At 49.9% G+C, this 13,794-nt stretch carries 9 protein-coding genes; 5 read left to right on the top strand and 4 right to left on the bottom strand.

Annotated elements, in window-relative coordinates; all coding sequences use genetic code 11:
• Positions 1-13 precede the first annotated feature (13 nt).
• Positions 14-4,183: an ATP-dependent RNA helicase HrpA gene (hrpA, locus tag HMPREF9439_RS02290; protein WP_008863552.1), complete on the bottom strand. Its 4,170-nt coding sequence runs from the start codon at positions 4,181-4,183 to the stop codon at positions 14-16.
• 220 nt (positions 4,184-4,403) lie between these two features.
• Here hrpA and argA point away from each other — a divergent pair, with 220 nt between their 5' ends.
• The 3 genes from argA (at position 4,404) to HMPREF9439_RS02275 (ending at position 7,415) form a co-directional block, all read left to right on the top strand.
• Entirely contained in the window at positions 4,404-5,744 is a 1,341-nt protein-coding gene (gene argA, locus HMPREF9439_RS02285) for an amino-acid N-acetyltransferase (RefSeq protein ID WP_046447747.1), read from the top strand.
• Between the two features lie 66 nt (positions 5,745-5,810).
• The gene (locus HMPREF9439_RS02280; protein ID WP_008810937.1) at positions 5,811-6,092 is read left to right on the top strand and encodes an oxidative damage protection protein; all 282 of its coding nucleotides are present in this window, start codon (positions 5,811-5,813) and stop codon (positions 6,090-6,092) included.
• A gap of 180 nt (positions 6,093-6,272) precedes the next feature.
• A complete protein-coding gene (locus HMPREF9439_RS02275) occupies positions 6,273-7,415 on the top strand; it encodes a pyridoxal phosphate-dependent aminotransferase (RefSeq protein WP_008810936.1) in 1,143 nt (380 codons plus the stop codon).
• Positions 7,416-7,499: 84 nt separating this feature from the next.
• Here the strand turns inward: HMPREF9439_RS02275 and HMPREF9439_RS02270 are convergent, their stop codons facing one another.
• Entirely contained in the window at positions 7,500-8,381 is an 882-nt protein-coding gene (locus HMPREF9439_RS02270) for a LysR family transcriptional regulator (RefSeq protein ID WP_008863548.1), read from the bottom strand.
• A 100-nt stretch (positions 8,382-8,481) separates the two neighbouring features.
• Here HMPREF9439_RS02270 and HMPREF9439_RS02265 point away from each other — a divergent pair, with 100 nt between their 5' ends.
• Positions 8,482-9,429: an MBL fold metallo-hydrolase gene (locus tag HMPREF9439_RS02265; RefSeq protein ID WP_008863547.1), complete on the top strand. Its 948-nt coding sequence runs from the start codon at positions 8,482-8,484 to the stop codon at positions 9,427-9,429.
• 129 nt (positions 9,430-9,558) lie between these two features.
• On the opposite strand, the gene HMPREF9439_RS02260 is transcribed toward HMPREF9439_RS02265, so the two are convergent.
• Both HMPREF9439_RS02260 and HMPREF9439_RS02255 read right to left on the bottom strand, forming a co-directional pair.
• Positions 9,559-11,748: a TRAP transporter permease gene (locus HMPREF9439_RS02260; protein WP_008863546.1), complete on the bottom strand. Its 2,190-nt coding sequence runs from the start codon at positions 11,746-11,748 to the stop codon at positions 9,559-9,561.
• Positions 11,749-11,834: 86 nt separating this feature from the next.
• Positions 11,835-12,812, bottom strand: coding sequence for a TAXI family TRAP transporter solute-binding subunit (locus HMPREF9439_RS02255; protein WP_008810932.1), 978 nt, complete (start codon positions 12,810-12,812; stop codon positions 11,835-11,837).
• Between the two features lie 358 nt (positions 12,813-13,170).
• Here HMPREF9439_RS02255 and HMPREF9439_RS02250 point away from each other — a divergent pair, with 358 nt between their 5' ends.
• On the top strand, positions 13,171-13,746 hold the full coding sequence (locus HMPREF9439_RS02250; RefSeq protein ID WP_008863544.1) for a flavin reductase: 576 nt from the start codon (positions 13,171-13,173) through the stop codon (positions 13,744-13,746).
• The last annotated feature ends 48 nt before the right edge of the window (positions 13,747-13,794 follow it).

Genomic DNA, 13,794 nt, shown 5'->3' with positions numbered 1-13,794 from the left:
ACTCAATATGTAGTTAGTGCTCACGAAGAATCGCATCCCACATTTTATTCAGACGCTTGACGCTCACCGGCATCGGCGTTCTGAGTTCCTGCGCAAAAAGAGAAACCCTCAGCTCCTGAAGCATATTCCCGAATTCGACCAGTTTGGCATCGTAGACGCCTCTTCTGGCAGACAACTCCCTCTTGTAATTAACCGTAAGCTGACGAATCTCGGCCATACGTTCAGCATCTCTGCCTGGATCGTTTTTCAGACGATCGATACGAACTTGAATGGCCTTCATGTAACGCGGATAGTGACGCAGCTGGCTGAACGGGATCGTGAGCAGGAAATGCGATGGGAACAAGTCGGAGAGCTGAGCCGTAATGTCCTCGCTGACTTCCTTATAGCTCTTGATCGAATTGAGCTTCTGTTGAGCTAAAGCCGCTTCAGAAACAATCGAACTCAAGAGGCGCGCCAGCTCCAGCGTCAGCAATCCGAGCTTTTCCTTCACGTTCGCAATCGTTTCCCTGAACTGCTCTTCATTAACCGGGAGTTCTCCGGTAAAGGCGGCCGTTTCGATCGAGGCATCTATGACGTCTTGCTTGAGTTCCTCAAAGGACGGGAAAGCCTTTCTCAAAGAAACAATGGATGCGCCTTGGATCTGCGTCGTCTGCATCGACTTCAAATTCTTATCCAGATACTTAATCTGTTCCTTCAGTCCCAAACGGATCAAGCGAATCAAACCCCGTCGATGAATACGGGCCGCTTGGTCCGGATCATCAAAAACTTCCAAAGAGCAATATTCACCCTTATCCACTAATGCCGGGTGGCCGATGAGCGAAATGCCCTTCTTCTTAATCTCCATGACATCGGGCAATTCACCGAAGTTCCATTCCGTTATCTCGTCCTGGAGGTCTTCCGCAACTTTGCTGTCCTGGGACGCGATGTTCTGGAACGTCTTGCGGGCTTCAGTGCTCAATTCGCTTCTCAACTGCGGAATACTGCGGGACATGGCAAGCTGTCTGCCGTGTTCGTCAACTACCTTGTAATTCATGCTGAGATGCGGCGGAAGCATCTCAAACTTGAAGTCTGATTTCTGGATATCAATACGGAACTGCTCTCGTGCCTCTTTAATCAAGAGTTCGATGAGATCTCCGTCGGGAACTTCATGACGCTGGGCAAAAGATTTTGCCCAATCGGGCAGCGGCACAAAATGACGGCGCAGACGCTGAGGAAGACTCTTGAGCAGCATCTGAACTTTTTCTTTGACCATGCCGGGCACGAGCCACTCCAAGCGGACCGGATCCAGCTGGTTCAGGGCATAAAGCGGTACGGTCATCGTGACGCCGTCACGCGGAGAACCCGGATCAAAGTTGTAATTCAGCGCCATCGGGATGCCGGCGATCTCAAGCTTCTTCGGGAAGTATTCGATCGTGATGCCGGCTGCGTCATGACGCATCAAGTCGGACTTCTGAAGGAACAAAAGTTTCGGATTCTCCGCTTCCGCCTTTTCTCGCCACTTATCAAAGGTCTGCTGATTGACAACGCCCTGACTGATTTTCTTGTCATAAAACTCGTAAATCATGCTGTCGTCCACCAGCACATCCGGACGACGAGACTTGTGTTCCATCTCGCGGATGTTGTTGATCATGGCGACGTTGTGCTGCCAGAACGGGGCCTGGCTTTCGAGTTCTTCTTCTACCAGAGCTCGGCGAATAAAGATCTCTCTAGAGGTTTTCGGATCCTTGCGGGAAAAATCCACCTTTCGTTCCGTGTACACTGGCAGACCGTACAGGGTGCCCTTTTCTAAGGCGATGACGTTGCCGGCCTTTTTCTCCCAATGAGGATCGCTCCAAGACTTTTTAATCAAGTGCGAGCCGACCTTCTCAATCCACTCAGGCTCGAGATTCGCAAGCGTTCTGGCAAATAGGCGGGTTGTTTCCACGATCTCGGAAGCCATAATCCATTTGCCGCCCTTCTTCGCCAGAGAAGAACCGGGCCACGACCAAAACTTAATGCCCCTGGCGCCTATGTAGGGCGGCGTTTTGTAATCAGCCTGAACGTCTTTCATACCGATATTGCCCAAGAGACCGGACAGGAGTGCTTTATGCAGCTGTTCATAGGTTGCCGGCGCAGTATTTAAACGCCAGCCCATTTCCTGCGTGAGCTCCTTGAGCTGACGGTAAACATCGCGCCACTCGCGAAGCCTCTTTACCGAAAGATAGTTTTGGCGGAACTTCTGCTCCAGCAGTCGATTGCTTTCTTTGTTAGCGATCGCATCCTGCGTCCAGTTCCAAAGCTTAATCAGAGAAAGGAAATCGCTCTTTTCGTCGGCAAATTTTTTGTGTGCCGCGGCCGCTTTATCCTGAGCATCCAAAGGACGTTCACGAGGATCCTGAATACTGATCGCCGAAGCAATAATCAGCACTTCTGCCAAAGCTTGGTTTTCTGCGGCCGCCTGCAGCATGCGGGCAAGACGCGCGTCGAGCGGCAGTCGGGCAAGTTCTTTTCCGACAGGGGTTAATTCGCCTCCGCGTTCTTTTACCGCATTCAATTCGATCAATAGGTCATAGCCGTCGGTAATCGCACGCTGAAGCGGGGCTTGAACAAACGGGAACTCGCGAACATCAGTCAGATGCAGCGACTTCATACGGAGAATCACGGTCGCCAACGAGCTTCTCAGAATTTCCGGATCGGTAAATTCGGGGCGCTTTTCGAAATCTTTCTCATCGTAGAGTCGGATACAAATACCGTTGGCCACACGACCGCATCGGCCGGCACGCTGCTTAGCTGCCGCTTGGCTGATCGGCTCGATCTGCAGCTGTTCCACTTTATTGCGGTAAGAGTAACGCTTCACACGGGCCAACCCGGTATCAACCACATATCGGATGCCGGGAACCGTCAAAGAGGTTTCGGCAATATTGGTGGCAAGCACAATACGGCGACGACCGTCGGTTTTAAAGATACGGTCCTGCTCTTCAATACTTAAGCGGGAAAAGAGCGGAAGGATTTCAACGCCCTTTCTTGCAGCCGGAGACAAGGCTTCGGCTGCTTCTCTAATTTCACGTTCGCCGGGCAGAAAGACCAGAATATCGCCGCTGCCGGCGCCCATAAGTTCATCACATGCGTCGGCAATGGCCTGCATCAGGGTGCGGTCGTCATTTTCTTCTTCGTCTTGGACCGGACGATAGCGAATCTGAACCGGGTAGAGACGACCGGAAACATTGATGCTCGGCACGGGCTTCTTGTTGACGCTCTCAAAGTGCTTGGCAAATCGCTCCGAGTCAATCGTCGCAGACGTAATAATGAGCTTAAGGTCGGGACGCTTCGGCAGGATTTCTCGGAGGTAGCCCAAGAGGAAGTCGATGTTCAAACTGCGCTCATGCGCTTCGTCAATGATGATCGTATCGTAGGCTTTGAGCAGTCTGTCCCGCTGAGTCTCAGCAAGCAGGATGCCGTCCGTCATGAGCTTAATCGTCGCACCGGGCTCTAATTCGTCTTTAAATCGAATCTTGTAGCCGGCGACTTGGCCGACTTCGGCGTCCATTTCTTCGGAAATACGCTTAGCAATAGAAGTCGCGGCAATGCGTCGAGGCTGCGTGTGACCGATCAGACCTTTTTGTCCTCTTCCGACCATCATGGCGATCTTCGGAAGCTGAGTGGTTTTACCGGAACCCGTCTCACCGGAGACGATCACGACTTGGTTGTTTTTAATGGCTTCAGCGATTTCGTCAGCGCGTTCGCTGACAGGAAGGCTTTCCTGGAGTTCGAGTTTCGGGGGAATGTTGCGGAGCACTTCGTTTCCTACCTTCACGAGGGCCCTGGACGGCTTCTTCTCGGAGGCAGCAGGTTTCTTGGACTCGTTTATGTCTTTCTGTTCCTGCGGTGCATTGATCTGATTGCGCAGTACTCTCAAATCCGAAAGCCCTTTTAAAGAAGTTCCTTTGCCTTTAGGTGCCGGACGTTTGGAAGGCTCTGCCGGATTCTTCTTTTGTGCCGAAGCCTTCACTTCTGCAGATTTAGATGCAGCTGATGCTCCAGAAGAGGCTGCCGGAGTTTTCTTCTTTAATGTTAATTTGGTGCGCGGAGGTTCTTGTTTTTGAGAAACCGCCTGCGGCTTCTTCTCTGCTTTTCGTGCTTCGAGTAACTTTGCTTTTAAAACTCTTAAATCGCCTGCCATAGTTCCAGGTTCTTTATCTCTCATTCTAAAGTTCACTAAGGATAGAACTTTTTAGGCTTTTTCTGCTCGAAATTTTCGAAGCTATTTGTTTCTAAACAAAAAAATGCTTCTGCCAACTGTCCCAAATTGAACAAATTTCTTCGAAACCATCGAGACAATGCTCGTTTTCTCCGAGAAAATTACGGTCTCTCAAATATTAAAATTTCAGCAACAACTAATTGAAGCCTTTCTTAATTCAACGGACATGTCAGAAGAAAATAAAGAATCCCCGATTGTTCCGGTTTCAATGGACTCCTGGGTCGAATGGTTCAGAAGCGTCGCACCGCATATTCATTCCATTCGCGGCAAAACGATCGTCATCGATCTCGCCGGAGAAACCATCCTTCAAGAACATTTTTCCAGCTTGATTGCTGACATCAGCATGATCTCAGCCATAGGTGCACGAATCGTCCTAGTTTACGGCGTACGTCCCCAGGTCGAAGAGCTAATGTCATTGAAGGCCATCGAGTCCCAATACGTCAACGGCATTCGGGTGACGACCGCCGATGCGCTTGTGTGCGTCAAAGAAGCCGCCGGCGAAGCGCGCCTGGATATTGAAGCAGCTTTCTCTCAGGGCTTACCGAACACGCCGATGGCTCACAGCCAATGTCGCGTCGTCAGCGGCAACTTCGTGATTGCCCGTCCTTTAGGCATCATCGACGGCGTGGACTTTAAGTTCACCGGCGTCGTTCGCAAAGTTGACAGCGAAGCGATTCATCGAGAACTCGACGGAGGGCGGATCGTTTTAATTTCGCCGCTCGGTTTCTCTCCCACGGGCGAAGCCTTTAATCTGACGAGCGAAGATTTAGCGGCTTCCATTGCCGGTGCGCTAAAAGCCGACAAGCTTATTCTGCTCACCAACGTGGATGGTGTCAGACGCTTTGATGAAGTGGTCACGGAACTTACCGCGGAAGATGCTCGAGAGTTCATTAACGACAAACTCGTCGATGAAGAAGATATCTACAACCTGACGTTTGCCCTGAAAGCGCTTGAACACGGCGTTGAACGCGTTCACATCGTGCCCTACGCAATGGACGGAGGACTTTTGGCTGAGCTCTTTACGCATGACGGCGTGGGAACCATGATGACCATGGAAAATCTGGAGTCCCTGCGTCAGGCAACCTCTGACGACGTCTCTGGTCTGATCAAACTGCTGGAGCCGCTTGAGGCGGACGGAACGTTGGTCAAACGCCCACGCGAAAAACTTGAACGCGACATTTCTCACTTCACGGTTCTTGAACACGACGGTGTGATCTACGGGAGTGCCGCGCTTTATCAGTTCCCGGAGGAAAAACTCGGGGAAATGGCTGCGCTGACGGTCGATGCGGCTTATCAGGGCTTCGGAGACGGAGAGCGTTTGCTTCGCCACATTGAAAACCAGGCTCGCAAGGCCGGATTGAACCGCCTGTTTGTTCTGACCACAAGAACTATGCACTGGTTCTTGAAACGCGGTTTCCGTCCTGCCGGCGTAGACGATTTACCGATTGAAAAGCGGCGTTTGTATAACTGGCAGCGCCGTTCACAAATCTTCATAAAAGATCTTTAGGTCAGCGGCGTCCAATGCTTGTAGACTTGAAAAACAATTTTCAGATAAATGATTAGGAGTACACCAATGGCACACATGGTTAACTGCATAAAACTCGGCCGCGAAGCCGAAGGCCTGGACTACCCGCCTCTTCCCGGCGCCCTGGGCATGAAGATTTACAACAATGTTTCCAAAGAAGCTTGGGAACAGTGGAAGCATCTTCAGACCATGATCGTTAACGAAAACCGTCTTTCCATGGCAGATCCGAGAGCTCGCAAATGGCTGATGGACCAGATCGAAGCTCACTTCTTCGGCGAAGGCGTGGCCCATCCCGAAGGCTATGTCGCGCCGGAAAACAAGACCGAATAACGGTTTTTGATCTCTTCTAGAAAGCTCGAAAGTACAAATTTCGGGCTTTTTTCTTTTCCCTAGCTAAAAATCCGCAAAAGATATTCCAATCATGAGAATTTCCTAGTAAATTTTCCTTGTACCGCCGATTAATTGACAATAATTGTCAGTAACTATTAATAACCTCATAGGAGATTTTTCATGACCCTGAATCGCAGACAACTCTTCCGTCTGGTCGGCGCCGGAGCTGCTCTCTCTTCCCTCGGAACAACTGCCGCTGTCGCTGCTCAGCCGAAGTTTGTCAAACCGACTGCCGAAAAACCCATGCTCTTGTGCTTTAACGAAAACCCGTTGGGCATGAGCGAAAAGGCTAAAGAAGCTGTCGCTAAAGCCGCCATGTACGGCTCTCGTTATCCCTTCGCGCAGGTCATCGCATTCAAAAAGGATTTGGCTAAATTCATGAATGTCAGACCGGATGAAGTACTTCTGACGCACGGTTCTGCAGAAGCCATTCGTGCCACTATTGAAGCTGAAGCCACCAAGAACACGGTTTTGGTTCAGCCTGAACTGACTTACGGCGACGGTGCTGATGTTGCTAAGCGCAACAACATTCCGGTTAAGAACGTCAAGATGGGCCCGAACTGGAGCATTGATCTCGCCGCTCTGCGCAAAGTTGCAACCGCTGAAGCAAAGAAACACCGCGTTCTGGTTTACCTCGTCAACCCGAACAACCCGACTTCCACGATTGCCGACAGCAACGAAATCTTCAACTGGATTAAATCTCAGCCGAAGAACACCTTCTTCATCCTCGACGAAGCCTATGCCGAGTTCGTCAACGATCCTTCCTTCAAGTCCTGCAACGAACTCGTTCGTCAGGGCTTTGACAACCTGGTCGTCCTGAAGACCTTCTCCAAGATCTTCGCTATGGCCGGTATGCGTTTGGGCTACGCCGTCGGCGCCGTGAACGTCATCAACAAGATTCGTGACCATGTCGCCTACGAAGTCATGATGAACCAGACAACGCTGGCTGCTGCTCTAAGCGAACTCAATGACAAGGAATTCTTAAAAGAATCCAAAGAAAGCAATGACGAAGCCCGCGAGATCCTCTACAAGGCTCTGAAGGAACTCAACATTCCTTATCTGCCGAGCCAGACGAACTTCGTTTTCATTGATCTGAAAGCTCCGCTGAAACCCTTCGCAGACAGAATGAAAACCGAACACATTCTCGTCGGCCGTCCCTTCCCGCCTGCCGTTCAGTGGTGCCGTATTTCTCTGGGCACACCCGCTGAAATGCGCTATTTCGTTGAAAAACTCAAAGAATTCCGCCAGAAAGGCTGGGTTTAATCGTCTGACTTAGCGGCTTAATTCAAATCCCGGGCTTCGCAGGAAGCTCGGGATTTTTGTGGCGGTTGCAAGACTGCAGTCCCGTCATTGCTCTCTATTGAACTCTTGTTTGGCAAGGTCAATAAAATTTCTTGCTGCTGAAGAAATCTTCCTAGACGAAGTGATGGCGCAGACTTCCACTGGAACGCCGGTCCAATTAGGAAGTAATCGAGTCAAGGACTTTTCACTCTCTCCTAAAGGTATCGGTAAAAGTGCCGCGCCCAGACCTTCCTTTGCTGCGATTAAAGCCGCCTGCGTCGTGTCAGTTTTGAAAGACCACTTCTTTACCGACACCCTGTATTTTTGTCCCTCCGAACCGGTTAGATTCCAAGACGAAGCATTCCCTTCTTGAAGAATTAATTCGACACTCCTCAATTGCTCGGGCGAAGTTAAAGAAGAGAGTGCCGTCATGACATTCAAATTTGCATAGATTCCGCTGCTGAACACTCCTATCTTGTGTCGCACTCCTGAAAGAGGCATCTCCGTAACCAGGACAAATGCAATATCTGCACCACCTTTGGAGATTTCCTGCGGATCGTTGGTCGTATTCAAAACAATACGAACATCCGGATATTTCTTAAGAAGCACCGTTATCGGTTTCATCAAAAACGTTGAGCCGAACTTGACTGGTGCACTGATCCGGATTGTCCCTTTTGGTTCTTCATTAGATAACTCCTTGATGTTCTGAAGCGTTTCAGTAATAAAACCAAGGTTCGGATCAAGCTGTTCAAATAAGGCCTGACCGGCAGATGAAAGACTCACACATCGTGTGGTTCGGCTAAATAAAGAGACGCCTAATTCCTTCTCTAAATTCTGAATCAGATGGGTAACGCGTGAAGCTGTTAGGTTTGCCGCTCTTGAAGCCGCTGTAAAGCTCCCCAGCTTCGCGACCAACATGAAAACTTCCAGGGCTTGAAGACGATCCATAATTATTTCGAAAATCGAAAAAATAGATTGCTTTTTATTCTATTTATCCGAAATAAAAAATTCAATAACATACCTCCATTCACTCGTATGGAGATTTGTTATGAATCAAATGAAACGCAGAATTTTTTTGAGAGTCGGTTTAGGTTCGGCCGCTGTTCTTGTTGCGCCAAAAACTTTTGCCGCTGAAAAAGCACTGGATCTTTCTTCTAAACAAGTTGCGGCATTATTCAGCGAATTTGCACAAACGAAAAAAATGTCGCCTGAGCTCAAAGCTTGGTTGGATGATCCGGTCATCCAAAAGATCCCTCCTTACAAAGTCTTTGACAATGTGTGGTACGTTGGACTGCGCTGGGTAGCTGCCTACCTGATCAAAACAAATGACGGATACATCCTCATTGATACGCTGCATCCTCCTTTCGTCGGACATCTCATCGACAATCTTGCCTTACTCAATGTTGATCCTTCCGAAATCAAATACGTGCTTATGACACACGGACACTTTGATCATGTCGGCGGCGCAACCACCTTGAAGCCTTTATTCAAGAACGCAAAATTTGCCATGGGCGAAAAAGGCTGGGAAGAATCTTTCGAGCACCTCGGCAAAGGAGCGGGTCCGAAAACCATGATTCCGAAAGAAATGGTTCTCAAAGACGGTGAGACCGTCACGCTCGGGAACACAACTGTGCGCGCCATTGCCACTCCGGGACATACCGAAGGAACCTTCTCCTATGTTTACCCGGTTTATGCAGACGGTAAAAAATACACGGCTGTCACGATCGGCGGAGTCGGTTTGAACGCGATCAAAGATAAATCACAGTTGGAAGAATATATCCGGTCTCTCGATAAATTGTCGAGCAATAAGCTTGATATTTCCGTAAATCTAACTGCCCATCCCTTCAGCACCGGTCAGACAGAACTCATCGAGAAAATCAAAAATAGAAAACTGGGCGAACCTCATCTTTTGGTTTCAAGGTCGGCTTTTCTTCAATATGTTGATGGCCTCAAAGCCGGTGCGGAAAAAATGTTGAACCGCGGAAAATTTAACTAATCCGTGAAGAGTCATTAGGCTTGTCTTCGTCCAACGGAGACAAGCACAAAAAAGCAAAAAAAAAACCGCGGTGAAGGGGTTCCGCGGCCAAATATTCGACGGACAAGGTCGAATGAACACTAGGAAATTCTATGAAACTGCTAACTCCTCATCAGATTCTGCAACTGCAGCCTGATTCTTTTTCTTAGCACCGTAGCGCACTTTCTGAGAGAGGAAGGCAATACCGAAGAGCGCAATACCGACAAGGTAGCCCCACCAGCGCTGTTCATACGGAAGGACGTAGCCGGAAATCAGAGCCGGGAACATCAGAACAACGGTAGCGGCAACAAGAATGAGTCTTTCAAGGATGTTGACTTTATCGATCAGCCAGCCCTGGATGGCGGAGGAAACCGCAACCATACCCAAACCTGTCATCGCAAAAATCATCAGACTTACCGGCAGGGATTCAATACCGATCAGAAGAATGTCGGAGTTGAACAGGAAGAAGACCGGGATGATGGCTGTACGAATATCGTAGAGGAAGCCCTGAACACCGACGGAGATCGGGTTCGCTTTTGCAATTGCGGCACCCGCGTAGGCGGCCAAACCGACAGGAGGTGTGTCGTCGGCCAGGATGCCGAAGTACAGGCAGAACAGATGGGCGGCAATCAGCGGAATCGCAATTTCTTGACCATGCAGTGTCAGACCAGTAGCTAACGTAACGATCACCGGAGCTGTTAGAGAAGCCATGATGATGTAGTTAGCTGTTGTCGGAAGACCCATACCCAGAAGCAGGCTGGCGACGGCGGTAATGAGGATCATCAGGAAGATGTTGCCCATTGAAAGCGCTTCGACAAAGGAAGTGATCTGCTGACCTAAACCAAGGGAGACGCAGCCGACGATGATGCCTGCGGAAGCGGTTGCCAGAGCGACACCGGCCATATTATTTGCACCTGCGGCCATGGAGTTCAGTGTGTTCTTAATTCCGAACTTGAAGGCTGCCCAAAGGTCGGCGTCATGAACTTTAGCAATGGCTACCGGCTGCAGGACCATGATGATAGCGAGCACGATAATGGCGCGGAAGACAGAGAGTTCGGCTGAGTGCATTTCCACCACCAGTTCCCAAATCAGAACGGCAAGCGGAATTAAATAATGAAGACCGTTTTTGAGTTCGACGAAGAACTTCGGCAGTTCTTTCTTAGGAAGTCCCCTCAGCCCCAGCTTACAGGCTTCGATGTGAGTAATCCACAGCAGAGCAATGTAGGAAGCGAAGGCGGGAATGGCAGCAGCCTTTGCCACTTCAACATAAGGGACGTTGACATATTCGGCAATGATGAAGGCGGCAGCACCCATAACCGGAGGAGCTAACTGGCCGTTCACGGAAGAAGCAACTTCAATCGCAGCGGCTTTCGTGGCCGGATAACCGAGACGCTTCATCAGAGGAATCGTGAATGTACCGGTGGTCACGACGTTGGCAATTGAAGAGCCGGAAACCATACCGGAAAGCGCGGAGCTCACAACGGCTGCTTTAGCTGCACCGCCGCGATACTGGCCGAGACCGGAAATCGCCAAACGTGTGAAGAAAGCACCGCCCCCTGCTCTATCGAGCATCGTACCGAACATCACAAAGAGGAACACAACCGTCGCGGACACATGCAGCGGAACACCGTAAATGCCCTGTGTATCCATCGTGATCTGGGAAATGAAGCGGGAAAGTGTTGCACCTTTAAAGGCCACTACGTCCGGCAGGTACGGACCTAAAAAGACGTAGGCGATGAAAGCACCGCAGATGATGGGAAGTGCAGGTCCCAGAACACGGCGAGTCGCTTCCAGCATCAGAACAATCAAAATCACGCCGAAGATCAAGTCGCGACCGATCGGCATGCCGGGACGCTCGGAAATACCGGCGTAATCAATCACGATATATAAGGCTCCGATAACGCCGACGATACCGATCATCCAGTCAACGATCGTCACGCGTTTCATTGCCAGAAGAATTCTGAGGTCCCAGCGAGACTTAAGTTCGGACTTAAGTGTCGGAAGGTTGAGATAAATCAGAGCAAGTGCAAAAGCCAAGTGAAAAGCTTTGACATATAAAGAGTCCAACAGCAGCCACGAAGCGGTGGACATCTGGAAAAAGGCCCAAGCCAATGCAACAATGTACGTCAGTTTGGCCGAGAGCCCGGTCTTATCTTCTTTAAGACCTTTATCTCCGAGCTGCTGAACCTGTTTTTTGTATTCGCCGATTACGTCTTCGGAGGCATTCTTTTTAGGCTGGGGAATGTAGCCCGGGATGCCTGCCTGCGGCAGCAGCATTTCTGTGTTCGATTTGTCCGTCATGTTGACTCCTTTTTACTTCTTAACGAGCCTCTAACGAGGTTCGCAAAGACCCGGAGTCCCGAGTCTTTGCGTCATTTAAAGCTGAATTACTTCACGAGACCTGCTTCTTTGTAGTACTTGAGAGCGCCCGGATGGATCGGGGCGGTCAGGCCCTGAAGCATGCTTTCCGGTGTCAGGTTGGCAAGAGCCGGATGCAGTTTGCGGAACTGATCGAGGTTGGTCATCACTTCCTTAGTAACGGCATAAACAACGTCGTCCGGTGTATCGGCGGAGGTCACTAAAGTGGCGAGCATGCCGACGGTCTTAACCTTGTCCTTAGCGTTGACGGCATCGGGATACTGATCCATCGGGATTTCCGTCATGCTGTAGTAGGGAGCTTCTTTCAGCAAAGAGGCGACTTCGGCTTCGGAGATCGGGACGATACGGACTTTGCGTTTGCCGGCAGTCGCTTCTTTAATGTTGCCGTTCGGATGACCGACGGTGTAGAAGAAGCCGTCAATACGACCGTCCTGCAGAATTCTGGGGGCGTCGGCGGGTTTCAGTTTTTCATCACGGAAATCTTTTCCTGGAACGATGCCGACGGCATTGAAGATGTCGGTGGAGTTAATGCGGTTGCCGGAACCCGGGTCACCGAGGTTAATGGTCTTGCCCTTGACGTCTTTAACGGACTTGATGTTGGCGTCTTCGGCAGCCACGAAAGTCACGGCTTCCGGAGCAAGAGCGAAAACAGCGCGGAGTTTTTTAACGGGTTTGCCTTCCCAAGCACCTTTGCCGTTGTAGGCCATGTACTGTGTATCGGCCTGAGCAATACCGAAGTCCAGATCCTTAGAGTCGATGGCGTTGATGTTGAACTTAGAGCCGCCGGTCGATTCTACGGAAGCACGGACACCGTACTGATCTTTCTTTGCGTTCACGATCTTGGCAATAGCGCCGCCTGTCGGGTAGTAAACACCGGTGATGCCGCCGGTACCGATCGTGACGAATTCTGTTTTAGCGAAAGCAGTAGCACCTGCCATAGCGAAAGAAGCTGCAACTGCAAAGGGGATGAGTTTTTTGACGAACATGAAAGTCTCCGTTTGAGATTTAATTGTGTAACCAGTGCGTTTGCTGCTCAGCTTATGGCTTTCATCGCAGCGGACAAGGTCTCGATTTTTTTACTCGCAAACCCCGGAAAAGCGCTTCGCTTTTCCTGTCACTTTCATAGAAGCAAAAGACGTGCCAACTTTTGTTCAAACAAAACGGCCTGAGAGTCAGTGAAATTGAACCAAAAGAGCTCACAAGAAATGATCGAAACTTATTGATGCGCACTCTTTTGGTGCGTCTGCACCAAATTAGGAGTTTTTCTACTGTGCACGGCCTTTTGTGCAAAGAATTTTCTGCTTGCGAACTTAGAATAGGTGCATTGTTTTTGAGGAGCATTGAATGAGTCAAAAAGAATTTGTAAAACCGGTTGGTTTAGAAACCCCTTATCGCCTCTTTAATTTAGGCGGCACTGCCTTTGTTGAGAGCAAACAAGGCGACGATCTGGATATCATGCCCGCTTCTTGGAACTGCCCGTTGGATTATGACAAGATGACGGTCGTCATTGATTCGACTCACTATTCCCGCAAGCTCATTGAAGCGAGCGAATACATCCTGCTTGCCGTTCCGGGAATGGGAATTCAGAAAGAAATTCTTTATTTAGGTTCCGTAAGCAAGAACGACAATCCCAACAAGATTGCCGACAGCGGTCTGAAATTCTTTACGCTTCCTGACTGCGACTTTCCGCTGCCCGAAGGATGCTCTGCATGGGCAGTCATTAAGCTGATCCGTGAACCGCACAATGAAAAGACTTATGACCTCTTCATGGGCCAAATTGTTAAAGCTTGGGCTGACTCCCGTGTCTTCTCCAACAACCATTGGCACTTAGAAGAAGGTCCGGATGAACTGCGCTCTATGCACTATGTCGCCGGCGGTCACTTCTATGCGATCGGCAAACGCGTCGACGTCACGCTCTAATTACTAAGTTGCTTAGAAAGGGGGATGTTGCAAAAGTCCTGAGAAGGA

The organism is Parasutterella excrementihominis YIT 11859, assembly GCF_000205025.1.
GTDB classification, from domain to species: Bacteria; Pseudomonadota; Gammaproteobacteria; order Burkholderiales; family Burkholderiaceae_F; genus Parasutterella; species Parasutterella excrementihominis.
This window is presented reverse-complemented; position numbering and strand designations above follow the sequence as displayed.

Coding starts and splice junctions, on each gene's coding strand:
- hrpA (WP_008863552.1), bottom strand. CDS start 4,183: ATGAGAGATAAAGAACCTGGAACTATGGCAGGCGATTTAAGAGTTTTA.
- argA (WP_046447747.1), top strand. CDS start 4,404: ATGTCAGAAGAAAATAAAGAATCCCCGATTGTTCCGGTTTCAATGGAC.
- HMPREF9439_RS02280 (WP_008810937.1), top strand. CDS start 5,811: ATGGCACACATGGTTAACTGCATAAAACTCGGCCGCGAAGCCGAAGGC.
- HMPREF9439_RS02275 (WP_008810936.1), top strand. CDS start 6,273: ATGACCCTGAATCGCAGACAACTCTTCCGTCTGGTCGGCGCCGGAGCT.
- HMPREF9439_RS02270 (WP_008863548.1), bottom strand. CDS start 8,381: ATGGATCGTCTTCAAGCCCTGGAAGTTTTCATGTTGGTCGCGAAGCTG.
- HMPREF9439_RS02265 (WP_008863547.1), top strand. CDS start 8,482: ATGAATCAAATGAAACGCAGAATTTTTTTGAGAGTCGGTTTAGGTTCG.
- HMPREF9439_RS02260 (WP_008863546.1), bottom strand. CDS start 11,748: ATGACGGACAAATCGAACACAGAAATGCTGCTGCCGCAGGCAGGCATC.
- HMPREF9439_RS02255 (WP_008810932.1), bottom strand. CDS start 12,812: ATGTTCGTCAAAAAACTCATCCCCTTTGCAGTTGCAGCTTCTTTCGCT.
- HMPREF9439_RS02250 (WP_008863544.1), top strand. CDS start 13,171: ATGAGTCAAAAAGAATTTGTAAAACCGGTTGGTTTAGAAACCCCTTAT.